This is a genomic window from Halorarius litoreus, from assembly GCF_024362405.1.
GTDB classification, from domain to species: Archaea; Halobacteriota; Halobacteria; order Halobacteriales; family Haloarculaceae; genus Halorarius; species Halorarius litoreus.
Window position 1 is genome coordinate 235,172 of record NZ_CP101454.1, and the last position, 22,111, is coordinate 257,282.

Annotated in this window: 23 protein-coding genes; 12 read left to right on the forward strand and 11 right to left on the reverse strand. The window is 68.2% G+C overall.

Annotation, left to right across the window (positions count from 1 at the left end):
* The first annotated feature begins 104 nt into the window (after nucleotides 1-104).
* Nucleotides 105-965 (forward strand): cell division protein CdpA domain-containing protein, encoded by an 861-nt coding sequence (locus tag NL126_RS01250; RefSeq protein WP_255197085.1) that lies wholly within the window; start codon nucleotides 105-107, stop codon nucleotides 963-965.
* Here the strand turns inward: NL126_RS01250 and NL126_RS01255 are convergent.
* The 4 genes from NL126_RS01255 to NL126_RS01270 are packed head-to-tail and all read right to left on the reverse strand — an operon-like array spanning nucleotide 962 to nucleotide 4,294.
* Complete coding sequence (locus NL126_RS01255; protein ID WP_255197086.1) at nucleotides 962-1,414, reverse strand: Mut7-C RNAse domain-containing protein; 453 nt, start codon at nucleotides 1,412-1,414, stop codon at nucleotides 962-964. The two genes, NL126_RS01250 and NL126_RS01255, sit on opposite strands and share 4 nt — an antisense overlap.
* Before the next feature lie 3 nt (nucleotides 1,415-1,417).
* Nucleotides 1,418-2,071: a hypothetical protein gene (locus tag NL126_RS01260; protein WP_255197087.1), complete on the reverse strand. Its 654-nt coding sequence runs from the start codon at nucleotides 2,069-2,071 to the stop codon at nucleotides 1,418-1,420.
* A gap of 43 nt (nucleotides 2,072-2,114) precedes the next feature.
* Nucleotides 2,115-3,851 carry a DNA polymerase/3'-5' exonuclease PolX gene (gene polX, locus NL126_RS01265; RefSeq protein ID WP_255197088.1) on the reverse strand — a complete coding sequence of 579 codons (1,737 nt, stop codon included), beginning with the start codon at nucleotides 3,849-3,851 and terminating at the stop codon, nucleotides 2,115-2,117.
* A complete protein-coding gene (locus NL126_RS01270) occupies nucleotides 3,848-4,294 on the reverse strand; it encodes a DUF5788 family protein (protein ID WP_255197089.1) in 447 nt (148 codons plus the stop codon). Before NL126_RS01270 ends, polX begins: the two co-directional genes overlap by 4 nt.
* Nucleotides 4,295-4,470: 176 nt before the next feature.
* Here NL126_RS01270 and NL126_RS01275 point away from each other — a divergent pair, with 176 nt between their 5' ends.
* The 5 genes from NL126_RS01275 to NL126_RS01295 all read left to right on the forward strand — a co-directional run bounded on the left by NL126_RS01275 (nucleotide 4,471) and on the right by NL126_RS01295 (nucleotide 10,390).
* Entirely contained in the window at nucleotides 4,471-5,793 is a 1,323-nt protein-coding gene (locus NL126_RS01275; protein WP_255197090.1) for a D-aminoacyl-tRNA deacylase, read from the forward strand.
* A 137-nt stretch (nucleotides 5,794-5,930) separates the two neighbouring features.
* The gene (gene ftsZ, locus NL126_RS01280; RefSeq protein ID WP_255197091.1) at nucleotides 5,931-7,130 is read left to right on the forward strand and encodes a cell division protein FtsZ; all 1,200 of its coding nucleotides are present in this window, start codon (nucleotides 5,931-5,933) and stop codon (nucleotides 7,128-7,130) included.
* Between the two features lie 264 nt (nucleotides 7,131-7,394).
* The gene (locus NL126_RS01285) at nucleotides 7,395-9,692 is read left to right on the forward strand and encodes a right-handed parallel beta-helix repeat-containing protein (RefSeq protein WP_255197092.1); all 2,298 of its coding nucleotides are present in this window, start codon (nucleotides 7,395-7,397) and stop codon (nucleotides 9,690-9,692) included.
* Between the two features lie 85 nt (nucleotides 9,693-9,777).
* Nucleotides 9,778-9,951 carry a protein translocase SEC61 complex subunit gamma gene (locus NL126_RS01290; RefSeq protein ID WP_255197093.1) on the forward strand — a complete coding sequence of 58 codons (174 nt, stop codon included), beginning with the start codon at nucleotides 9,778-9,780 and terminating at the stop codon, nucleotides 9,949-9,951.
* Nucleotide 9,952: 1 nt separating this feature from the next.
* On the forward strand, nucleotides 9,953-10,390 hold the full coding sequence (locus NL126_RS01295) for a transcription elongation factor Spt5 (protein ID WP_255197094.1): 438 nt from the start codon (nucleotides 9,953-9,955) through the stop codon (nucleotides 10,388-10,390).
* A gap of 53 nt (nucleotides 10,391-10,443) precedes the next feature.
* On the opposite strand, the gene NL126_RS01300 is transcribed toward NL126_RS01295, so the two are convergent.
* Both NL126_RS01300 and NL126_RS01305 read right to left on the reverse strand, forming a co-directional pair.
* Nucleotides 10,444-11,355 (reverse strand): hypothetical protein, encoded by a 912-nt coding sequence (locus NL126_RS01300; protein WP_255197095.1) that lies wholly within the window; start codon nucleotides 11,353-11,355, stop codon nucleotides 10,444-10,446.
* 71 nt (nucleotides 11,356-11,426) lie between these two features.
* Nucleotides 11,427-11,732, reverse strand: coding sequence for a DUF7565 family protein (locus NL126_RS01305; protein ID WP_255197096.1), 306 nt, complete (start codon nucleotides 11,730-11,732; stop codon nucleotides 11,427-11,429).
* 106 nt (nucleotides 11,733-11,838) lie between these two features.
* Between NL126_RS01305 and NL126_RS01310 the strand changes: the two genes are divergently transcribed.
* Nucleotides 11,839-12,588: a PHP-associated domain-containing protein gene (locus tag NL126_RS01310; protein ID WP_255197097.1), complete on the forward strand. Its 750-nt coding sequence runs from the start codon at nucleotides 11,839-11,841 to the stop codon at nucleotides 12,586-12,588.
* A gap of 11 nt (nucleotides 12,589-12,599) precedes the next feature.
* Here NL126_RS01310 and NL126_RS01315 read toward each other — a convergent pair whose 3' ends face one another.
* Genes NL126_RS01315 through NL126_RS01335 form a run of 5 tightly spaced genes read right to left on the reverse strand, consistent with a single transcriptional unit; the run spans nucleotide 12,600 to nucleotide 15,549 of the window.
* A complete protein-coding gene (locus NL126_RS01315) occupies nucleotides 12,600-13,127 on the reverse strand; it encodes a metal-dependent hydrolase (protein ID WP_255197098.1) in 528 nt (175 codons plus the stop codon).
* A gap of 55 nt (nucleotides 13,128-13,182) precedes the next feature.
* A complete protein-coding gene (locus NL126_RS01320; RefSeq protein ID WP_255197099.1) occupies nucleotides 13,183-13,926 on the reverse strand; it encodes a universal stress protein in 744 nt (247 codons plus the stop codon).
* On the reverse strand, nucleotides 13,827-14,204 hold the full coding sequence (locus tag NL126_RS01325; RefSeq protein ID WP_255197100.1) for an amino acid permease: 378 nt from the start codon (nucleotides 14,202-14,204) through the stop codon (nucleotides 13,827-13,829). The genes NL126_RS01320 and NL126_RS01325 overlap by 100 nt, the downstream gene beginning before the upstream one ends.
* 27 nt (nucleotides 14,205-14,231) lie before the next feature.
* Nucleotides 14,232-14,756 (reverse strand): CinA family protein, encoded by a 525-nt coding sequence (locus NL126_RS01330; RefSeq protein ID WP_255197101.1) that lies wholly within the window; start codon nucleotides 14,754-14,756, stop codon nucleotides 14,232-14,234.
* Nucleotides 14,757-14,811: 55 nt separating this feature from the next.
* Nucleotides 14,812-15,549 (reverse strand): GIDE domain-containing protein, encoded by a 738-nt coding sequence (locus NL126_RS01335; RefSeq protein ID WP_255197102.1) that lies wholly within the window; start codon nucleotides 15,547-15,549, stop codon nucleotides 14,812-14,814.
* Between the two features lie 99 nt (nucleotides 15,550-15,648).
* Between NL126_RS01335 and NL126_RS01340 the strand changes: the two genes are divergently transcribed.
* From NL126_RS01340 to arcS, 5 genes are read left to right on the forward strand one after another with little or no spacing between them, the layout of a single operon-like run.
* A complete protein-coding gene (locus NL126_RS01340) occupies nucleotides 15,649-16,749 on the forward strand; it encodes a pyridoxal phosphate-dependent aminotransferase (protein WP_255197103.1) in 1,101 nt (366 codons plus the stop codon).
* A gap of 50 nt (nucleotides 16,750-16,799) precedes the next feature.
* Nucleotides 16,800-18,383, forward strand: a complete 1,584-nt coding sequence (locus NL126_RS01345; protein ID WP_255197104.1) for a GMC family oxidoreductase — start codon at nucleotides 16,800-16,802, stop codon at nucleotides 18,381-18,383.
* 41 nt (nucleotides 18,384-18,424) lie between these two features.
* Entirely contained in the window at nucleotides 18,425-18,766 is a 342-nt protein-coding gene (locus tag NL126_RS01350) for a hypothetical protein (RefSeq protein ID WP_255197105.1), read from the forward strand.
* A 47-nt stretch (nucleotides 18,767-18,813) separates the two neighbouring features.
* Nucleotides 18,814-20,343: a tRNA guanosine(15) transglycosylase TgtA gene (gene tgtA, locus NL126_RS01355; RefSeq protein WP_255197106.1), complete on the forward strand. Its 1,530-nt coding sequence runs from the start codon at nucleotides 18,814-18,816 to the stop codon at nucleotides 20,341-20,343.
* Entirely contained in the window at nucleotides 20,340-22,094 is a 1,755-nt protein-coding gene (gene arcS, locus NL126_RS01360) for an archaeosine synthase subunit alpha (protein ID WP_255197107.1), read from the forward strand. Before tgtA ends, arcS begins: the two co-directional genes overlap by 4 nt.
* Nucleotides 22,095-22,111: the final 17 nt, after the last annotated feature.

Below are 22,111 nucleotides of genomic sequence, written 5' to 3' on the forward strand. Positions count from 1 at the left end.
CGACCAGCCGATAAGTCCTTTTTCATGCTCGAAGCTCCTCTGAGGAGCGAACGTCTGCCGCGCGTCTGACGCAGCTTTTTGCGGGATGGGCGGAAAGGGACTCTATGACCAGCCTAACGGAGGTTTACGAGGGAGGCGCTGGAGGGGCCGACCTTCGACGGCTGTACGTCGGTGTCGCGCTGTTCCTGCTTGGAGCGGTGCTCACCGTCGCTGGTATCGTTGTCGGAACATCCGCAGGCGCAGCGGGCGTCGCCGGGCTCGACAAGTTCGCTTCACGCGAGTTGGCGGGCGTGTTCGCGGGACTCGGGTTGCCGGCGACGTTCCTCGGGGCCATCATCGTGCTCCCGAAGGCGTCGCGCCGGCTCCGCGCCATCGCGGGCCTCGGCGCGCTCGTCGCCGTCGCCGGCGTCGTCGTCTTCACCGAAGTGTATCCCCGGCAGTGGTACGGGATGCCGACGGACTACACCATGCCCGTCGTCGCGGTGTACTTCCTCGGCGCTATCACGACGTTCTGGTGTCTGTTCGTCGCCGTCGCGAACTTCAAGGCGCGCAACGACCCCGGCGGCACCGTCCGACTGGAGGTGACCAAGGAGGGGAAGACGAAGGTCATCGAGGTGTCGAACGACCGCCTCCGGCAGGGGCTCGGCGGCATCGGCCTGTTGGGGTCGACGCCCGACGGCAACACGCCGACGCAGACGAACAGCCCGAACACCGCGCGTTCGGACGGTGGCGCGGAGGTCACGCACGCCTCGTCGTCGACGCCACCGCAGCCGAGTCCGGAGTCGACCCGCGACGCCGAGATCATGCGCGACGACGAGCCGGCCCCGCAGGGCGACGTCTACTGCGGCAACTGCGAGCACTTCAGCTACGTCCGCACCGACGACGGGCTCCAGCCGTACTGTGGCCTCCACAGCGAGGCCATGGACGACATGGACGCCTGCTCGCAGTGGTCGCCGAACAACTAGAGCCCGCGAAGCGTTTCTCTCACACGGTCCCAGTGTGACCCTTTCCAGAAGTACTGTCCGCAGTGGCGACACCGCCAGATGTCGGTCTCGCGGGCGGTGGGTGCGTACTCGGGCGTCCGCTCCTCCGGGCCGACTGGCTCGACTGGACCGTTGCAGGTACCGCAGTACGCGGGTTCGCCGTCGAGTGCGAGGTCGAGCCCCGCCTCGCGGAGTTCGCGGAGTTGTCCCTCGACGCTCCGGTCGGTGAGTAAGACGCCTCCCGTCCGCTCGGCGAGCTGGCGGTCGCGCGTGAGGACGGTCCGGCTCTCCTCGCGGGCGAGGTCGGCGATGGCGTCGTCGGCCTCGATACCCCGGTCGAGCGCGTAGGCGGTGTCGTAGCCACACATCCGGAGGTAGACGGCGAGTTTGCCGCACATCACGTCACAGCAGAACGGCGGTGAGAGAGCCATGGCTCACCCGTCCCGGCCGTAGCGGAGGGCGGTCGTCAGTTCGAACGCCGCGTCGTCGAGCCAGCCGTCGGTGACCTCGACGCGGAGCCGCGTCGACGCGAGCCGGTCGCCCTCGCGGAACGTCACGCTGGGGGTCACTTCCGTCAGGAATGTCGGCCCCCATGTCGCGTCGCTGGCCGGGGCGTACCGGACGAGCCAGCGGTCGACGAGGTCCGGTGCCTCGTCGCCCTGCGCCCGAGCCATCCGGACCGGGGTCGGCCGCTCGGTGTCCGGGTCGACGGGGGCGTAGCTGGCGGCCGTGGTCGTCGCACCCGTCGGCGCGGCGTAGTGGTAGTCGTGGTCGACGGTGCAGCCGACGAGTCGCCACCCGGTTCCGAACTGGTCGGTCCCCGGAACGAGATGGTGGTGGGTCAGGACGTACAGCCGGCGGTATCCACCAGCGTCCGTGTGTTCGTAGCCGATGCTCGACTGTCGGAAGGCGCCGTACGGCTCGGCATCTCGGAGCGTCTCGTCGGTCGCGATGACGGTCGCGTCGGGCGGCGCACGCGGCGTGTCGGTCTGCGTTGCCGGCGGGAGCGACCGACTGCTCGAACAGCCGGCGAGTGCGGTGGCAGCCGCAGTCGTCACCCCGGTCAACAGCGTCCGTCTGGAGGGCATCGTCCGCGGTTCGCTCCGTGGTCGAAAAGAGCTATCGACCTGTTTACACGCCCAAAAACTCGGCCACGCCGTCGGCGTCCCGGGTGTTCAGCACGTCCACGGCTTCGGCCCACCCCCGGCGCGCCGTATGCACGCCGTAGCGGACGAACCCGTAGCTGCTCGGCGTGTGTGCGTCAGTGTCGATGGCGATGGTCGCGCCGGCCTCGATGGCGGCCTTGACGAACTGTCCGCGGAGGTCGAGCCGGTGGGGGTTCGCGTTGATTTCGAGGGCCGTGTCGTTCGCCGCGGCGGCCTCCGCCACGGCGTCGATGTCGATGTCCAGCCCCTCGCGCTGATTGAGCAGGCGCCCCGTCGGATGTCCCAAGATGTTCACGTCGGGGTGTTCACAGGCCGCGACCAGTCGCTCGGTGCCGTCGCCGTCGAGGCTGGCGTGCGGGGAGGCGACCACACAGTCCAGTTCCGCGAGAACGTCGTCCGCGACTGAGATCGAGCCGTCGGGGGCGATGTTGGCTTCGACGCCCGTGAACACCCGAATCGGGGCGTCCTCGGCCACGGCCCTGACTTCCTCGGCTTGCTCGATCAATCCCTCGTCCTCGACGCCGACGCCGCCGACCATGCCGGGACCGGTGGCGTGGTCGCTGATGGCGATGTAGTCGTGGCCGAACTCGGCGGCGCCCGTGACCATCTCTGCGATGGTGTCGTGGCCGTCCGACCAGTCGGTGTGGAGGTGGAGGTCGCCGCGGACATCACCTTCCTCGATGAGATCTGGAAGCTCGCCGGCGGCCGCGGCGTCGAGTTCCCCCCGGTCCTCGCGCATCTCGGGCGGAATCAGTGGGAGGTCGAGCGCGGCGTACATCGACTCCTCGGTCTCGCCCCCGACGCGCTCGCCGACCCGCTGTCCCGAGTCGGGGTCGTCGACGCCCGAGACGTCGAACACGCCGTACTCGTTGACCTTCATCTCGCGCTCGATGGCCAGGTTTCGCAGGCGGATGTTGTGGTCGCGGCTCCCCGTGAAGTACTGGAGCGCCGCGCCCCACTCCTCGGGGACCACCACTCGAAGGTCAACGCGGATACCGTTCGACCGCAGGGACGCTTTGGAGGTGCCGGCCTCGATGGTGTCGGCGTCGAAGTCGACGAAGTGGTCGACCACAGTTTCGCCCTCGGTGCTCGCCACCAGTACGTCCACGTCGCCGATGGTCGCGCGCCACCGTCGGAGCGAGCCGGCGGTGTCGACCTGCTCGACCGCCTCGTGCGCGGCGAGGTGGTCCATCACCCGCTCGGCGAGGGGGATGGCGTCGCCCAGTAGCTGGCGCTCGTGGCTCTGCCGGGCGAACGGGATGTTCTCGAGGATGTTCTGTTCGGTCTTCGCACCGAACCCCTTCACCTCCTGAATCTCGCCGGCTTCGGCGGCGGCTTCGAGGTCGTCCAGATCCTGGATGCCGAGCGCCTCGTAGAGGTCTCCCACCGTTTTCGGGCCGACCCCCTCGACCTTCGTGAGTGCGACGATGTCGACCGGGAGTTCCTCGCGGAGTTCCTCCAGTTCCGGGATAGCTCCGGTCTCGAAGTACTCGACGACCTTCGACGAGATTGCGTCGCCCACTCGGTCGATGTCCTCGACAGCGTCCTGGCCGCGCTCGGCCAGCGTCTCGATGGCAACGGTGTGGTTCCGGATGTTGTCCGCGGCTTGTCTGTAGGCGCGGGGCTTGTACTCGACGCCCGTCGCTTCGAGGCGGTCGGCCATCTCCTCCAAGAGGGCGGCGACCTCGGCGTTCCGGCTCATCGGCCCCCGATTCGCGGCCCGTCGTCGCGGCCGAGCGCCTTCTTGAGGAACGACACCCACCGCTTCTGGTCCATCGCCTCCTGTCGCCGCTGTTCGGTTTCGAGGTCCGTCCGCGAATCGAGCCCCTCCAGCGCGTTGAGCGCGCGGTCGATGCCGATGATGGCCCGAGCGAGTTCCTCACCCTCCTCGAACTCGATATCGAGGTCCTCATCCTCGATGCGCTGTTTTCGCGCGAGTCGCTCACGGCGGAGGTTCTTCTTCGCGATCTCGACCCGGTCGCGTTCGCCCGGGGGGACGGTGTCTCGCCGTTTTATCTCGAAGACGAACTCCTGGAGGTCGATCTCTTCGCCCTGTATCGCGATGCGGTCGGGGATGGACGCGCCCACGGTCGCGCTCTCTTTCGAGATACGCTCGAGCAGAATCTCCCGCTCGTACGGCTTCATTGCGCGAACCGAGGGGCCGTAGGACCAAAATACGCCCGCTCGGTGGGGGGGCCAGCGGTCAGGAGGACCAGAGATAAACCGAATACGGCGATAGCAAATCGGAGTCGTGGCGAAAACGCAGGCCACAGCAGACCGAGGTCGGAGGGGATTTCCCGTCCCACGCCCGACCACCGCCAATGCTCGCCGTCGTCGTCTCGCGAGCCGATCGCGCCTCCGAACACATCGGGGAGCGGTTGCTCGCGCTCGAAGACTGGACCGAACACGAGGACGCTAGCCGCTCGGACGCCGACGGTGGCGGCACGTACTACACGAGCGACGGCATCGAACTCCGGACGTTCGACGAGCTACACCTGCATCTCGACGACGTGGCCGGGGCGTTCGACGGCCCCTCGCTCCTCTTCTTCGCGTCGCGGCACGCCGGCGACACCGGCCCCCTTCTCACCGCGCACGCCACCGGCAACTTCGGCCCGGACGAGTTCGGCGGCAGTGACGGCGAACTCGCGCGCGCCGCCCCGAACGCACTGTCCGACCTCGTCGGCGCCTTCGAGACCCACGCACCCGACAGCTACGTGGTCGGACTGGAGTGTACCCACCACGGCCCCTCGCGTGTCGGGTGCCCGTCGCTGTTCGTGGAACTCGGCTCCGACGACGAGCAGTGGGACGACCCCGCCGGTGCCGAGGCCGTCGCGCGGGCCATCCTCGACGTCCGTGAGACGAACCCGGACCGCGAGCGTCAGTTCGTCGGGTTCGGCGGCGGCCACTACGTCCCCCGGTTCGAGCGCGTAGTTCGAGAGACCGACTGGGCAGTTGGCCACATCGCCGCCGACTGGTGTCTCGACGACATGGCCCACCCCCGCGAGGCGACCGACACCATCGAACAGGCGTTCGAGCAGTCGAACGCCGACCACGCACTCGTCGACGGCGAGTACCCCGTCCTCCGCGAGGGCATCGAGGACCTCGGGTATCGAGTGGTGAGCGAGACGTGGTTGCGCGCGACATCCGGCGTCCCCCTATCGACCGTCGAGGCGATGGAAGCCCAGCTCGGTGCCGTCGAAGACGGGCTCCGGTTCGGGACGCCAGCAGGGAGGTACGAGGGCCTGGTCGAGATCGTCGATCTGCCAGCCGAACTCACCGAGGAAGCGGCGAACATCGACCCCGAGGCCGCGCTTGGTGCCGTCGACTCGCTCGCGGTGGCGTTCGGGACCGAGGAGAGCGGCACCCGACCCGTGGGACAAGCGGCGCTCGCCGAAACGACACGCGGCGACCTCGTCCGCGCGCTGGCGAGCGTCCTCGACGCGAAATACGACGAAGTGGTGGTCGAGGACGACCGCGTCGTCGCTCGGGAGTCGGCGTTCGACCCTGCGAAGGCCCGGACGCTCGGCGTCGAGGAGGGGCCGGCGTTCGGGAAACTGGCCGCTGGCGAGTCTGTCGCGGTCGGTGGTCGCGAGATTCCCCCCGAGCGCGTGCGGACCGCGCGCGAGGTCGAGTTCCCGCGGTGAGACCGATATTTCGTATCGTCACAGACAGTTTATCGCCGATTTCGGCCCGAAATCGACCATCTGTGGCGCGAATCGTGTGACGAGCGTCAGACATCGGGGAAAGATACATAGTGCGGATGCGCAATAGCGGCTTCCAAATGGACTCCATTATCGAGGACGCCATTGACGAGGCCGAAGCGGACCGGGAGGAGGTTCCGCAGGGGAACGGAACCGGGGAAGCGACGCCCAGCACGTCGGGCACGATGACCGACGAAGAGCTGGCAAACGTCGTCAAAGACCTGGAGACCAAGATCACCGTCGTCGGTTGCGGCGGTGCCGGCGGCAACACCGTCACTCGGATGGCCCGGGAAGGCATCCACGGGGCGGACCTCGTGGCCGCGAACACCGACGCACAGCACCTCGCCACCGAGGTCGAAGCCGACACGAAGATCCTCATCGGTCGCCAGCGAACCGGCGGCCGAGGGGCCGGCTCCGTCCCGAAGATCGGCGAGGAAGCAGCCCAGGAGAACATCGAGGACATCGAGGCGTCCATCGACGACTCCGACATGGTGTTCGTCACCGCCGGACTCGGCGGCGGCACCGGCACCGGCTCCGCACCCGTCGTGGCACAGGCCGCCCAGGAGAAGGGCGCGCTCACCATCGCCATCGTGACGATTCCGTTCACCGCCGAGGGTGAGCGCCGACGGGCGAACGCCGACGCCGGCCTGGAGCGACTCCGGGCCGTCGCCGACACGGTCATCGTCATCCCGAACGATCGACTGCTCGACTACGCCCCGAACCTGCCGCTGCAGGACGCGTTCAAGATCTGCGACCGCGTCCTGATGCGCTCGGTGAAGGGGATGACCGAACTCATCACGAAGCCCGGGCTCGTGAACGTCGACTTCGCCGACGTGAAGACCATCATGGAGAACGGTGGTGTGGCGATGATCGGCCTCGGCGAGTCGGACTCCGAGAACAAGGCACAGGACTCGATCCGCTCTGCCCTGCGGTCGCCGCTGCTCGACGTGGAGTTCGATGGCGCGAACTCCGCGCTCGTCAACGTCGTCGGCGGTCCCGACATGTCCATCGAGGAGGCCGAGGGCGTCGTCGAAGAGATCTACGACCGCATCGACCCCGACGCCCGCATCATCTGGGGCGCGTCGGTCAACCAGGAGTTCGACGGAAAGATGGAGACGATGATCGTCGTCACGGGCGTCGAGTCACCGCAGATCTACGGTAAGAGCGAGGCCGAGCGCGAGCGCGCCGCCCAGCGCGGTGGCGGCGGCAACCGCGTCGGCGGCGGCGCGGCCAGTCCGACGCAGGCGGCACGCGGCGACGACATCGACTTCGTCGAGTAGTCGACACGTTCACCCACGTTTCTCCCGGTAGCTAGCTTCGAACCCGCCGCAGTCGCAAGGTTCGACGCGACGCACCGCCGACACGCCGTAGTCGGTCGTTGTGGGCTAGTACTAGCCGTCTACCGGTCAGTTAGTCACTCGGGATACGTACCAGTAGCCGACCCATTCCTATGGCTTACAGCCACCTTTCCGACTACCGGACATGCCGGGAGTATCCATGACCGAAGTAACAGCACAGGAGACCGCCACCACGGGGTGTGACCCGTGAGTACACTCACTCGGGTGGCCGCCGCGACGGTGGCCGCACTCGTCGTTCTCGCTGGCGTGACGCCGTTCGCGCTGGTCGCACCGTTCGGGCTGGTCGGGACCGCGTCGGCCGCGACCATCACCGTCAACGACAACGGTGGCGCCGACTACACGAGCATCCAAGACGCCGTCGACGCGGCGGCCCCGGGAGACACCATCCGTGTCGCCCCGGGTGAGTACGATGAGTCGGTGACAATCAACAAGCAGCTGACGCTCATCGGTGACCCCGGCGACGGGTCCGCCGGTGCCGGGTCCAGCGCCCCCGTCATGGACGGTGGGCCGTCCGCGTACGCGTTCAAGCTCACCTCCGACGCCGATGGCACCACCATCACGGGGTTCCTCATCAACAACAACAACAACGACGCCGTCCTCGTCGACCTCAACGACGACGGCGATACCCTCGACGGGTTCACGTTCTCGCACAACTCCGTGGTCGGCCCGACGGTCGACTTCGACTACGGGAGCGGTACCCTCTCGATGAGCAACGTCAACGTGGTGAAAAACGACTTCACCGCGAGCAAGATCGACGTGAACGGCGACTCCCCCTCGAGCCTGACCATCGACGGGCTCACCATCGCGGAGAACACGTTCACCGAGAGCAAGGGTGACCTGATGGACTTCGACCTCGAATCCGGCACGGCCAGCGCAACCATCACGATTCGGGGCAACACCATCATGGACGCGTCCGCTGACGCCATCGAGTTCGAGCTCGACCCCGACGACAGCCACACGATCACCATCACGAAGAACGAGATCTACCGCTCCGGCGAGGACGCCATCGAGTTCCTCGACAACGGTGATGCCTCGATGACAACCCGCATCGAGTACAACGACATCCGCGACAGCGGCGGTGCGGCAGTCGACGTCGACTCCGACGGTGACGCCTCGCGCATCACCGTCCGGCGCAACAACATCGTCGGCAACGGCGCCGGTGTCCAGAGCGCCGAGACCGACGCCGCGCAGGTCATCGACGCCCGCGGTAACTACTGGGGCACCAGCAGCGGCCCGTCCAGTGCGTCGGGCACGCTGTACGACCCCGTCGCCACCTCGACGGCCGCTGACGGCTCCGGTGACTCCGTCTCCGGCCCGCTCGACAGCAGCGACCTCGCGAACGTCCGGTTCGTCAACTACGCGACCAGCCCGCTCAACACCGGAAGTGGCTCGGCTGTCACCACCAGCGTCGGTGGGGCGAACTTCGACATCGGTGACGCGAGCTTCTCGACGTCGAACCCCGTCGTCGGGCAGGCCGTCACCATCTCCGTCCCCGTGACGAACACGGGCGACAACGACGGCAAGTTCAGCGGGATGTTCCGCTCGGACATGACCGGCCACGACATCGTCGAGTTCCGCGTCGGCTCGGGCGACACCCGAACCGCCACGACGACCGTCGTCTACGACCGCGCCGGTACGTACAACGTCCGGCTCGACAACGAGTTCGTCGGCGCGCTCACGGTCACCGACCGCGAGCCCATGTCGGTGAACGTCGCCGTCGACGAGGCGAACAGCCAGGTCGTCGCCACGGTCGACAACCCGCGCCAGACCGCGATCGACATCGCGGTTCCCGCAGTCAACGCGACGCGTGACTCCGGTATCACCCTCACGAACGTGCAGGTGACGCCCGCAGGCATCGACGACTTCGACCTCGCCATCTCGCAGGCGTCGCTGGACGACGGCAACGCCAGCAACATGACGATGCTGCCCGACGGCACGACCGCCGTCTCGTCGTTCGTGTTCGACTCGTCGCTCGACAACGAGGACATCGAGTCCGTCGAGTTGACGTTCGACGTGAACACGACGCGATACGCGAAACTGGCCGACGCGACGACCGGTGACGAGATCACGATGCACCGCTACGACGACGAGACCGGCAACTACACCGCCTACACGGGCGAGGTGCTGTCGGTTGCCGACGGATCGCTCACCGCGTCGGTGGCGCTCGGCGGCTTCTCGACGTACGTCTACGGTGTCGACCGCTCGGCGTTCGCGGTGACCACCCGCACCATGGGCAACCCCGTCACCACCGGTGACTCCGTGACCATGGTGTTCGAGGTGACCAACGTCGGTGACGGCCCCGGTCTCTACGCCCCGACCGTCGGGATGGCGGACCAGGAGGTCGAAACCGAGGGCCTCGTGCTCGCACCGGGTGAGTCCGACACCCTCACCGTCGAACTCGAGACCTCGACCGTCGGTGCGTGGTTCATCACCGCCGACGGCAAGCTGGTCGGTATCGCCTTCGTCGAACCCGCTGCGGAGTAACGAAACCCCGCAGCCGGTTTCTTTTCGCGCCCCGCCGTTCCCGCGTACCAACAGGTATAGAACCCCCGAAGCGTTTGGAGACGGTATGGACGTACCCTACGACCTCACCAGCTACGTGCGGGTGCTGAAGCTGGCGAGCACCCCGTCCTGGGAGGAGTTCTCCCGGGTCGCGCTCATCGCCGGCGCCGGTGTCGCGCTCGTCGGCCTCCTCGGGTTCATCATCTTCATCGTCATGACGTTCCTCCCCGGAGGTGTCTGAGGTGGGTATCTTCGCCGTCAAGACGACCGCCTCCCAGGAGCGGACGGTCGCAGACATGATCATGAACCGCGAGGAGCCGTCGGTCCACGCGGCGCTCGCGCCCGACTCGCTGACCTCCTACGTGATGGTCGAAGCCGACGACGAGTCGGTGTTCGAGCGCATCCTCGACGAGATCCCCCACGCCCGCGGCGTCGTCCCCGGCGAGTCCGACATCGCCGAGGTCGAGCACTTCCTCTCGCCGAAACCGGACGTCGAGGGCATCGCGGAGGGCGACATCGTCGAACTCATCGCCGGCCCGTTCAAGGGCGAGAAGGCGCAGGTCCAGCGCATCGACGAGGGCAAGGACCAGGTGACCGTCGAACTGTACGAGGCGACCGTCCCGATTCCGGTGACGGTGCGTGGCGACCAGATTCGCGTGCTCGACTCCGAAGAGCGGTAAGTCGGCCGCGTTTCACGTTTCTCACGACAGCACCACCGCCCCGAGCGTCGCGGCTACCAGCCGAGTCGGTCGAATATCCCCCGCTCGTCGGCCTCCTCGCGCCACTCGTCGGCGAGTGCGTCGGCGTCAATATCCATGGGGAGGCGCTCGGGCTTCGCTTTCCGGACCACGTCGTCGGGGAGGCAGTCCCAGTCGAGGCGGTCCACACCAGGAATGGCGTCGGTGTCGAACCCCGCGGGTTCGGCCGGACGACCACCACGGTTCTCCGGCGGTGGCGGGTGGTGGCTGTAGACGCCGTCCGGGTTCGGATACGTCCAGACGTGCATCATACACGGCGTGCGGCAGGGGAACGGCACCGTCGTGGCGCCGTCGCCGGCTCGCTGGACGGCACGCGCCTTCTCGTACACCCACCACGCGAACCGGCCCGGAACCCCGACGTGGTGGTGCCATGGCGAGCAGGCCTCGTCGCCATCGCCGTAGACCGGGCGAACCTGGGCCACCGGCTCCCCGCGGTCGGTGGCGACGAACATGGCGCCGATGGGCCGCCACCAGCGGTTGTCGACGAGGACGGCCTCGGGACGGTCGGGGTCGACCAGCGACCCGTTGCCGATGTAGTCGGGGTTGAGCCAGTGGGAGTAGCCGAGGGGGTCGTCACGGAGTACGTCGAAGTAGGGGAGATACCCCTGCCGGAGCAGCGAGCCGACGGTCGGAAAGCGGCGTCCGAGGGTGCGCTCGACCTGGCTACGGAGCCGGAGGGTCTCGGGATGGGCGTCCGCACAGGCGGCCATCGTCGCCGTCTCACAGAGCACGGCGTGTGGCTCGCGCGTCGCATCCGGGCAGTCAGGAAACAGTTCGTCGTCGTCGGTAGCACCGGCCGTCCCGACGGCCGAGAGGCCGACTGCACCCCCCGTCGCCCTGAGCAGGGCGCGCCGTGAGACGCTGGTACCGGACCCGAGCGCAGTCATGGCAGTCGCTACCACGACCGTGTCGTTAGTAATCCGGCGATTACGGAGGGTACGTTCGGCTTGTGACCGCCTCAGGCCGGTGGTTCGTCGGTGTGCCCGTTGATCCGGTCGACGACCGCGTCGATGTCGGCCGTCTCCTCGATGGCCTCCAGCACCGCCTCGCGGTGGCGGATGTCGGCCGAGTCGGCCTCGTACGCCCGGACGTACTCGGCGCGCGAGTGCTCGTCGAACGCGTGTCTGATGGCGAAGTACCCGTCCGGGAGGACCGTGCCACAGACGGCACACTGGTGACGCTCGTGGTCGGTCGCCTGATGGACGAGCAGGTCCTCTGCTGCGTCGGTTTCAGTCCCACAGCCCCCGATAGCGCACGTCCACATGGCCGGAGCGTTGGTGGCCCGCACTATAGAGGTTCGGGGGCCTTCTCACGGGCTGAGAAGCCGGTCGAATCAGAACGGCTAAAGTCGCACCGACGGAACCCCCGGTGTGTTCCGGGTCGACCCTCACGTCAAGATACTCGACGAGCGCGTCGTCGACCGGGCCAAACGGCGCGGGCTCGACGCGCTGGTCTACGCCCCGCACTTCGTTCGGCTCCCCGAGATCCGCGCCCGAGCGCGCCGATTCACCGACGACGAACTGCTGGTGGTACCGGCCCGCGAGGTGTTCACTGGCTCGTGGCGTGACCGCAAACACGTCCTCGCGCTCGGCCTCTCGGAGCCGGTGCCCGACTTCATCACGCTCGACGGCGCGTTCGCGGAGTTCGAGCGACAGGATGCGACCGTGCTCGTCCCGCACCCCGAGTTCGCGACCGTCAGCCTCGGCATCGAGGAGATAGAGACGTACGGGGACCGCGTCCACGGCGTCGAGACGTACAACCCCAAACACCGCCAGCTCCACAACGACCGCGCGAAGGAGGTCGCCCGCGAGACCGGCCTCCCGGCGTTCGGGTCGTCGTACGCGCACCTCCGTGGCACCATCGGCGAGGTGTGGACCGAGTTCGAAGCCCAACCGACGACGGCAGAGGCGGTCGCCGAACTGTTCCGCGAGGGCGCACCCCGGCGGGTGTTCCACCGCTCCGGCGTGGGCCACCACCTGCGTCGCCACGCGGAGTTCGCCCACCTCGGCTACGAGAACACGTGGAAGAAGATCGACCGCCTGTTCCTCTCGGGGACCGAGCCGACCCACCCGCGACAGGTCGCCTACGAGGGGCGGTTCGACGACGTCTCCTGTTACTGAGACGGCCGACCTCACCGAAGGGTTGCGGTCCGGTTCGCCACGTCGGCGATCGAGGGGTCGAACGGGAGCGCCGAGATGACGGTGTCGATGGCGCCCGGCGCGACGTGGATGAGGAGCGCGGCGATTGCGAGTTCGAAGACGGTGACGACGATGGTCACGGCGTTGGCGTACGTCGAGGAGGTCGTGACGCCCGTCGGCGAGCCGAACTCCTTGCTCCACAGCGGATAGAACAGCGCGATGCCGCGCTTGCTCCCGAGCATGTCGAGGACGTAGTGGGTGAGCACACCGATCCAGACGAACCGGAGGTTGCCGAAGTAGATGGGGTACGCGAGGAACAGCGCCAGCACCGGGAGGTTGTGGAGCGTCTTGCGGTGTTTCCCGAACGCGGTGTCGACGTCCGGAAACAGCGCCCCGAGCGTGATGGGGATGAGCACCTGCGCGATGGTGACGAACGTGTCGACGTTGCCGGCCGGTTCGATGACGTAGCCGAGCCCGATACCCAGCAGGACGGCGTTGAGCACGTGACCCTCTTTGTTCATCTACCCGGGGCGACGGCGGGCACCCTTACAAGGGTTGTTGCCGCGGCACCCCGGTTCAGGAGGGCGGATCGATGTCGTCCTCTTCGAGCGGGTTGACGCGGCCGGTCGCCCGCTCCTGCAGCTTGTCGACCGACTGCTGGAGCCGCGTCCCGACGTCGAGCGACCGCTTGGTCATGATGACGGTCGACCCCGCACGCTCGGCGACCGTCTCGGGGATCGTCCCGAAGAGGAACTTCTGGAACACGCCCTCGCGGGTCGCGCCGATGATGGTCAAATCGTGGTTCGCGCTCTCGGCGACGAGCGCGCCCACGACGTCGTCGTCCTCCAGCAGGATGGTCTCGCAGTCGACGCCCGGTACGGAGTCGCGGGCGGTGTCGAGCATCTCCTGGGCGTATTCGCGTGCCTCTTCGGAGGCGCCCGGCGCGCGGACGTACACGGGGTGGAGCGTCGCGCCGGTCTCCCCGGCGATGGCGGCCGCGGTCTCGATGGCGAGTGCCGCGTGCGGGCCGCCCGCCGTGGGGAGGAGGATGGGGTCGACGACGCCGTCGGCGTCCATCCCGATCTTCTCGACGAAGACGTCACCGCCGGCCTCGGTGACGATGCGGTCGACGTTGCTCCCGAGGACGGCGTCTCGGCGGTGGGTTCGCCGCCCCTTCCAGCCGACGACGACCGCGTCGCTGTCGTGCTGGATGATGGTGTTCAGGATGGCCGCCGCGGCGTTGTGGCCGATACGTATCGTCCCGCTGACGGGGACGCCGCGGGGATGTCGAGGACGGGATAGATGAACCGGAAGAACCACTCGGAGAAGCTCGCGAGGTAGAACGCGGCGCTGGCGGGGTAGCCGAGGATCATCGTCCACCCCATAATGTAGGTGAGGTTCGAGTCGAACGTGTTGGCGACGAACATGTAGCCGCCGCCGCTCTCCTGGTAGATGGAGGAGAACTCGACGTAGGCGGCGGCGGTGAACCCCGCGACGACCGCCGCGAGGAGGAACGAGCCGATGGCGACGGCGCATCGTTCGCTCCCGGTTCGGACATACCCTGTAACCCGACACCCAGATGATATGAACTCCCCCACGGTGGTGCCGGAAGCGACTTCGGGGCGCTACGGCACCGACTGCCGCTCGACCGCCACCAGCACGTCTTCGAGCGCCTGCCGCGCGGTGTGCTCCTTGATTTCGAGGCGGGAGCCGTCGAACTGGTACCGTTCTACTGTCGTGTACGTCTCGCCGGTGCCCCACTCGCCCCGGTACGCCACACCGATGTAGACCGTCCCGACGGGCTTCTCCTTCGAGCCGCCAGCTGGCCCAGCGATACCCGTGGTGGCGACCCCCCACGTCGTCCCGGCGGTGTCACGCGCGCCAGCGGCCATCTGCCGGGCGACGGGTTCGGAGACCGCACCCTCGCTGTCGAGCGACTCGCGGGAGACGCCCAGCAGTTCCATCTTCGCGTCGTACGAGTAGGTGCAGAGCGCCCGGTCGACGTAGTCCGAGGAGCCCGGCACGTCCGTCAGCAGGGAGCCGATGAGCCCCCCGGTGCAGGACTCGGCCGTGGCGATGGTTGCGCCGGTCTCGCGGAGGGCGTCGCCGATGCGTTCCTCGACGGGTGGGTCGGTGGCGAACTCGCGCATGGAGGGGTGGTGGACGCGCGGGCGCTTGAAACCACGCGGCGCTCGGTCGAGGGCGTCAGGGGATCAGCCCGAGGAGGAACGCCAGAACGACGAGTACGAACAGGCCCGAGAGCCCCGAGTACGCGGCCCGACGGAGCGCGCGGCGGGCCGCGGCGCCGGGCGTCCCGTCGTCGATGAGCGTCCCGCCGCCAGTGATGCGGACGCCGAGGCGGCGGGCCGACAGGGCGTCGTCGGCCGTGACGCGACCGCGCACCGTCACTGTCTCGCCATCGTCGAGTCGCGACTCGTAGTACTCGCGGGCGCGCCCCTCGCCACCGAACGGGTCGACGCCGGTCAGCACGTCTCCACGGCCCTGGGGGTCGCTGACGGGGTCGCGCACCCACGCCTCTGCGAGCCGTAGCTCCGCGCCCGCCGGGTCGACCAGCACGCTCCCCGTATCGTCGGTGACCTCGAACGGGACCGCGTCACGGCCGGACCCGACGTGCGAGCGGCGTGTCTCGACGGAGCCGTCGACACCCCGGACCGTCCGGAGGTCGGAGGCGCGCCAGGCGTACGCGAGGCAGTCCTGCTCGGTGAGCGGTGACGTGACGGTGCGGTCGACCCGTTCGGCGACCCCGTGGACCAGCACCTGGCCGGACGCCTCGGTCAGCTCCCCGATGGGTGTCGGGCGCAGCGACCGGTAGCGGACGGCCAGCCACACCTCCCGGAGCGCGAGCAGGACGAGCAGGCCACCCATCCCCCCGAAGATGGCGACCACCGGGAGTGGGAGAACCTGCAGCGGTGGAACGGCCATACTACACGCCGGGTCACACCATCCGGTCTTAACAGTTGACCCGCGGAGACCGGACCCTGCGAGCGTAACACCAAACACGTCTCCCCCGAACTATCAGTCATGGACGACGACCGGCCGGTGTTCTTCCACCTCATGGCGTACGCCGACGACGCCGACCGCGACGTGGTCGACATGGTGAGCGGCGACCCCGACTGGGAGCCGCCCGAGGCGCTCCGCGAGGGCCTTCGGTCGTTCGCGGACGCCCCCGTCGCGGACTACCAGTACCCGCCGAGCGAGGGGCTCGGCGAGTTGCGAGAGGAGATCGCCGCGCGTCGCGGCGTCGACGTGGAGCGCGTCGTCATCACCAACGGCGCCGGGGAAGCGAACTACCTCGCGATGGCCTGCGGGCTGGAGGCGCACACCGGGAACGAGGTCGTACTCACCGACCCCGTCTACCCCTACTACTCGGGCCGGACGGAGATGCTCGGGGGCGACGCGCGGTTCGTCCCCGTCGACGAGGACGGGACACTCGACCCCGATGCGGTCAGGGCAGTGGCGAACGACGACACCGCGCTCGTCGTGGTCTGCTCGCCGAACAACCCCACGGGAGCCGTCTACGGCGAGTCCGTGAAGCGAGAACTCGTCGACATCGCCGAGACGCACGACGCCCTGTTCGTGTCGGACGAGGTGTACGACCACTACGACTTCTCCGGCGACTTCCACCCGGCGCTGTCGTTCGACTCGCCGAACGTGGTGGTCACCAACTCGTTCTCGAAGTCGATGGCGACCACGGGACTGCGCGTGGGGTACGCCATCCTCCCCGACCACCTCGTCGACCCCGCGCGGACCCGACACATGCTCACCAACGTCGCTGGCTCGGCACCCGGACAGTACGCCGCACTCCGGGCGCTCAGAGAGACGCCACCCGACTACTACGCCGCGAATCGAGCGATGCTGCGCGAGCGCGTCGACGCCTTCTGTGACGCGCTCGACGAGGCGGGCGCCGACTACACCCGCCCTCGTGGCGCGTTCTACGTGCTCGTCCGGTTCGACGGCTACCCGGGCACCCTGGAGAACGTCGAGCGACTCATCGACGAGGCCGGCGTCGCGGGGATGCCCGGCGAGGCGTTCGGTTCCTCCAGGGAGGACTGGATTCGGTTCGCACTCGTCACGCCGCGCGCCGAGGAGGCCGCCGAGCGGCTGGCCGACCACTTCGGCTGAATCGCGCGTCGGGCGCGGTTTTATCCCGGTGCCGCCACGAGTGGTAGAGAATGGCAACCAAGACTGCTGCCTACGACTACGTCGTCGTGGGCGCGGGGTCTGCCGGATGTGTCCTCGCGAACCGCCTCTCGGCGGACCGCGACACCTCGGTGCTCCTGCTCGAAGCCGGCGAGCCGAACGAGAAACGCGAGATAGACATCCCGGCGGCGTTCCCAGAGCTGTTCAAGTCCGACATCGACTGGGAGTACTACACCGAGCCCCAGCCCGAACTCCACGACCGCGAGCTCTACTGGCCGCGCGGGAAGGTCGTCGGCGGCTCGTCCTCCATCAACGCGATGATCTACATCCGCGGGCACCCCCACGACTACGACACGTGGGCCGAACTGGGCAACGAAGGCTGGAGCTACGACGACGTGTTGCCGTACTTCGAGCGGGCCGAACACTTCGCCCCCGGGGCGACGAAGTACCACGGCCAGGGCGGCCCGCTCACCGTCAGCGAACCGCGGTCGCCGAACACCCTCTCGGAGGCGTTCGTCGACGCCGCCGCCGAGGTAGGCCACGAGCGCAACGACGACTTCAACGGGGAGCAGCAGGAGGGCGTCGGCCTCTACCACCTCACGCAGAAGAAAGGAAAGCGCCACAGCGCCGCCGACGCCTACCTGAAGCCCGCGCTCGACCGGCCGAACCTCACGACCCGGACGGGGGCACAGGTGACGCAGGTGACGTTCGACGGTGACCGGGCGACCGGCGTCGAGTTCGAACAGGACGGAACACGGCTCCGTGCGGACGTGACCGAGGAGGTGCTGCTGAGCGCCGGCGCGGTCAACTCCCCGCAGTTGCTCATGCTGTCGGGCGTCGGCGACCCCGAGCACCTCGCTGACCACGACATCGCCGTCCAGCAGGCACTCCCTGGTGTGGGCCGGAACCTGCAGGACCACCTGTTCGCGTTCGTCATCCACGAGAGCACCTCGGAGGCGGGCATCGACGACGCCGAAAAGCTCCGGAACCTCGCGAAGTACTTCCTCCTGAAGCGCGGCCCCCTGACCTCGAACGTCGGGGAGTCGGGGGGGTTCGTCCGTACCGAACCGGACCTCCCGGCCCCGGACCTCCAGTTCCACTTCGCGCCGTCGTACTTCATGAACCACGGACTGGACAACCCCGACGAGGGGTTCGGGCTCTCGGTCGGCGCGACCCAGCTCCGCCCGGAGAGCCGGGGGCGCATCTCGCTTTCCTCGGCGGACCCGTTCGACCACCCGAACATCGACCCGAACTACTGCACCGAGGAGAAAGACATGGAGGTGCTCGTCGAGGGCGTGAAACAGGGCCGCGAAATCCTACAGGCCAGTCCGTTCGACGACCACCGGGGGCGGGAGGTGTGGCCCGGCGAGGACGTGGAGACCGACAGCGAGATTCGCGAACACGTCCGAGAGACCGCCCACACCGTCTACCACCCCGTCGGGACGTGCAAGATGGGCGACGACGAGATGGCCGTCGTCGACGACGACCTCCGGGTGCGGGGCGTCGAGGGCCTGCGCGTGGTCGACGCCTCGGTGATGCCCACCCTCGTCGGGGGGAACACGAACGCGCCGACCATCATGATCGCCGAGAAGGCCGCGGACCTGATCCGGGGCTGACGGCCCCCAAGCATACCCGCGTGGCGCCCCTCGTCTCGGGTATGGTCGACGAAGACTTCGGCACGGCAACCATCGTCTACGAGGACCCGTACGACGGCACCGTCGAGCGGACCGTCGAGAACGAGCACATCGCGTACTTCCAGGACCACTGGATACTGAAGGTCGACGAGAGCGACGGCCACGACGTGGTCCGTCGCATCCCCTACGAGCGGGTCCACTACGTCGAGCGGTCGGTCGACGAGTTCCGCGAGGAGGTCGGCACGCTCACGAACCAGGTCGAGTCGTTCGCCGACGACCTCCGCGAGACGCTGTTCGGCGGCCCGGAGCAGCGAGACGACGGCCCGACGCGCATCGACGTCGACGACGGGAGCGAGCGACAGTAACGCCGCGAAACGACACCCTTACCGGCGGCTCCGCCCGACGACACCCCATGCGCGACCACTTCGAGGTTCGGGATCAGGACGCCGCCGGTCGCATCGGCGAGCTCGAGGTCCCCCGCGCGGGCGTCACCGTGGAGACGCCGGCGCTGCTCCCCGTCATCAACCCCCACCTCCAGACGATTCCGCCCGCGGAGATCGAGGCGGAGTTCGGCGCGGAGATCCTCATCACGAACGGCTACATCTTCTACAACTCCGACGACTACCGCGACCGCGCGCTCGACGAGGGGCTCCACGACCTCCTCGACTTCTCGGGGGCCATCATGACCGACTCGGGCTCGTTCCAGCTCGCGGAGTACGGCGACATCAGCGTCGACACGCCCGAGATCCTGCAGTTCCAGCACGACATCGGGAGCGACATCGGCACGCCCGTCGACATCCCCACGCCCCCGGACGTGAGCCGCGAACAGGCCGAGGAGGAACTCGCCGCGACACAGAAGGCACTCGAAACCGCAGAGGGGGTCGACGTGGGCGAGATGCTCGTCAACGCGCCGGTCCAGGGCTCCACCTACCCCGACCTTCGTGAAAGCGCGGGCAGCCACGCCGCCGGGACGGACCTCGACGTGTTCCCGGTCGGGGCGGTCGTGCCGCTGATGAACGACTACCGCTACGACGACATGGTCGACGCCGTCGCCGCCGCCAAACGCGGGCTCGGTCCGGCCGCACCGGTCCACCTGTTCGGCGCGGGCCACCCCATGATGTTCGCGCTCGCCGTCGCGATGGGCTGTGACCTGTTCGACTCGGCAGCGTACGCCCTCTACGCGCGCGACGACCGCTATCTCACCGTCCGCGGCACCGAACAGCTCGCCGACCTCGATTACCTCCCGTGTTCGTGTCCGGTCTGTACGGACCACGACCCGGACGAGATTCGGGAGTCGGACGACGACCACCGCGAGTACCTGCTTGCGAAGCACAACCTCCACATCACCTACGAGGAGTTGCGCCGAGTGAAACAGGCGCTCCGCACGGGTAATCTGCTCGAACTCGTCGACGAGCGCGCCCGGAGCCACCCGGCGATGCTCGACGGCTACCGCGCGCTGCTCGACCACGCAGACCAACTGGAGGAGACCGACCCGACGACGAAGGACGCCTTCTTCCACACCTCCGCCGAGAGTTCGCGCCGGCCCGAGGTCCTGCGCCACCACCAGCGGCTCGACCGGCTCGCCGTCGACGGCCAATCGGTGTTGCTGACCGAGGGCGAGAACAACCGCCGGTTCGACGACACCTGGCGGCTCGTTCCTCCCTTTGGCCCGTTCCCTCGCCACCTCTCGAAGACCTACCCGCTCAACGCACAGGTACCGGAGCGGCTGTCCAGAGAGGCGTACGAGACGGCCGCCGACGGGGTCACTCGGCTGGTCGAACTCAACCCGGACGTAGCGTTCACCGTCGGTCACTTCTCGTGGCCGGAGAGCGCGCTCGACCAGTTGCCCGAGGGGGTCGACACCATCAATCTCGACGAGGAAGACGGGCCCGGGCCCGAGTCGCAAGAAGAAAACCCGGCCGGAGAAGAGAGGGAACAATGACCGACTACTTCGAGGTCCACGGCCGCGACGGACCCGCCCGCCTGGGCGAACTCAGGCTCTCGGAGTCCCTGCGGACGCCCGCGCTCGTGGACGACGTGCTCCACGACGCCGGCAGCGAGTGGCGCGAAGACCAGCCCGTACCCGAGGGCGACGACTCGCAGCTCACGGTACTCCCCCATCGGGCGTTCCCGGCTGGCACCCCCGAACAGGTCGCCGACGCGTTCCAGGTCGAGTACGAGGCCGTCGACTTCCCGAGCGCCGCGGTCGTGAGCGCCGAGACCGCCGCCGACTACGGCGCGGACGCGTACGTCCTCTCCGGCGGCCCCGGCATCGCAGGCTACGCCGAGGGGTTCGTCGAGTCGCTGCTCGACGTGAAGGACGCGACCCCACAGGACACCGCACTCTACGTGTCGGGCGTGGCGACCCCCGCGAACGTCGCCACGCTGGCGTGGGCCGGTGTCGACCTGTTCGATTCGGACCGTGCCTACGTTCGAGGGACGCAAGGGTTCTACCTCCACACCGACGGCGAGCACTTCCTCGAGGACCTCGACGAACTCCCGTGCGCCTGCGAGGCCTGCCAGACGCCCCGCGACGAGTTCACCCCAGAGGACTGCGCCGAACACAACGTCAACGCCCTGCGTGCGGAACTCGCGCGGGTTCGCCAGCGCATCCGCAACGGCCGGCTACGTGACTACGTCGAGGGACAGGCCCGCCACGAGGCGTGGACGACCGCGCTGTTTCGGAGACTGGACCAGCAGTACGGCTATGTGGAGGAGCGGACGCCAATCCTCCGCCGGAACGAACTGCTCGCGGCGAGCGAGGACACCCTGAAGCGCGTCGAGATACAGCGGTTCGCCGACCGCGTCACCTCGCGCTACCGATGCCGGTTCGAGGGCACACCGCTCGTGCTCGTGCCCTGCTCCGCCCGCAAGCCGTACAGCGAGTCGCAGAGCCACCGCCAGTACTCGCGGGCCATCTCGTATCGGGGTCACATCGTCTCGATGACCTCGCCCATCGGCGTCGTCCCGAACGAACTCGAACTGACGTATCCGGCACAGCACTACGATTCGGTGGTGACGGGCGAGTGGTCCGAGGGCGAGTACGCGTTCGTCGCCGCGGTGCTGAAGCGCTATCTGGAGCGGAACGGCGACACCTACCCCGAGCTCATCGCGCACGTCCCCGACGACTACCGCCCCATCTGCGAGCGCGTCGAGGACGAACTCGGCGTGGAGTTCACCTACACCGTCGAGGACCACCCGACGACCGACGAGTCGCTCGCGAATCTGTCGAACGCGCTGGCGGGCTACGAGCAGTACAGCAAGCGCGAGCGCGAGCACCACACCGTCCGGGCGATTGCGGACTTCCTGCTCGGCGACGCCGCGGGCGACGCCCTCTTCCAGGACATCCAGACCGGCTCGCGGTACCCGAAACTCCGCGTGACCCACGAGGGAGAGCAACTCGCCACGATGGTCGCCCAGTACGGCACGCTCTCCTTCACCCTCGAAGGCGCGAAACACTGGGTCGAGAGCGACGCCCCCGTGAAGCGCGTCGAGATCGACGCGTTCGTTCCGCAGGGAAGCGTGCTCGCACCCGGTGTCGTCGACGCGAGCGACGACATCCGGCCCGGCGATGAGGTCGTCATCGAGGGGCCGAAGTGCTTCGCCGTCGGGCGAGCGGAGATGTCCGGGCCGGAGATGGCCGAGTCGACACGCGGCATCGCCGTCGAGGTCAGACACAGCGAGGAGCGGTGAGCGACCGGGAGCGGTAA

Bases quoted from the DNA above. Each gene is read 5' to 3' on its own strand.
- NL126_RS01250 (WP_255197085.1), top strand. From the start codon at position 105: ATGACCAGCCTAACGGAGGTTTACGAGGGAGGCGCTGGAGGGGCCGAC.
- NL126_RS01255 (WP_255197086.1), bottom strand. From the start codon at position 1,414: ATGGCTCTCTCACCGCCGTTCTGCTGTGACGTGATGTGCGGCAAACTC.
- NL126_RS01260 (WP_255197087.1), bottom strand. From the start codon at position 2,071: ATGCCCTCCAGACGGACGCTGTTGACCGGGGTGACGACTGCGGCTGCC.
- polX (WP_255197088.1), bottom strand. From the start codon at position 3,851: ATGAGCCGGAACGCCGAGGTCGCCGCCCTCTTGGAGGAGATGGCCGAC.
- NL126_RS01270 (WP_255197089.1), bottom strand. From the start codon at position 4,294: ATGAAGCCGTACGAGCGGGAGATTCTGCTCGAGCGTATCTCGAAAGAG.
- NL126_RS01275 (WP_255197090.1), top strand. From the start codon at position 4,471: ATGCTCGCCGTCGTCGTCTCGCGAGCCGATCGCGCCTCCGAACACATC.
- ftsZ (WP_255197091.1), top strand. From the start codon at position 5,931: ATGGACTCCATTATCGAGGACGCCATTGACGAGGCCGAAGCGGACCGG.
- NL126_RS01290 (WP_255197093.1), top strand. From the start codon at position 9,778: ATGGACGTACCCTACGACCTCACCAGCTACGTGCGGGTGCTGAAGCTG.
- NL126_RS01300 (WP_255197095.1), bottom strand. From the start codon at position 11,355: ATGACTGCGCTCGGGTCCGGTACCAGCGTCTCACGGCGCGCCCTGCTC.
- NL126_RS01305 (WP_255197096.1), bottom strand. From the start codon at position 11,732: ATGTGGACGTGCGCTATCGGGGGCTGTGGGACTGAAACCGACGCAGCA.
- NL126_RS01315 (WP_255197098.1), bottom strand. From the start codon at position 13,127: ATGAACAAAGAGGGTCACGTGCTCAACGCCGTCCTGCTGGGTATCGGG.
- NL126_RS01330 (WP_255197101.1), bottom strand. From the start codon at position 14,756: ATGCGCGAGTTCGCCACCGACCCACCCGTCGAGGAACGCATCGGCGAC.
- NL126_RS01335 (WP_255197102.1), bottom strand. From the start codon at position 15,549: ATGGCCGTTCCACCGCTGCAGGTTCTCCCACTCCCGGTGGTCGCCATC.
- NL126_RS01340 (WP_255197103.1), top strand. From the start codon at position 15,649: ATGGACGACGACCGGCCGGTGTTCTTCCACCTCATGGCGTACGCCGAC.
- NL126_RS01345 (WP_255197104.1), top strand. From the start codon at position 16,800: ATGGCAACCAAGACTGCTGCCTACGACTACGTCGTCGTGGGCGCGGGG.
- NL126_RS01350 (WP_255197105.1), top strand. From the start codon at position 18,425: ATGGTCGACGAAGACTTCGGCACGGCAACCATCGTCTACGAGGACCCG.
- tgtA (WP_255197106.1), top strand. From the start codon at position 18,814: ATGCGCGACCACTTCGAGGTTCGGGATCAGGACGCCGCCGGTCGCATC.
- arcS (WP_255197107.1), top strand. From the start codon at position 20,340: ATGACCGACTACTTCGAGGTCCACGGCCGCGACGGACCCGCCCGCCTG.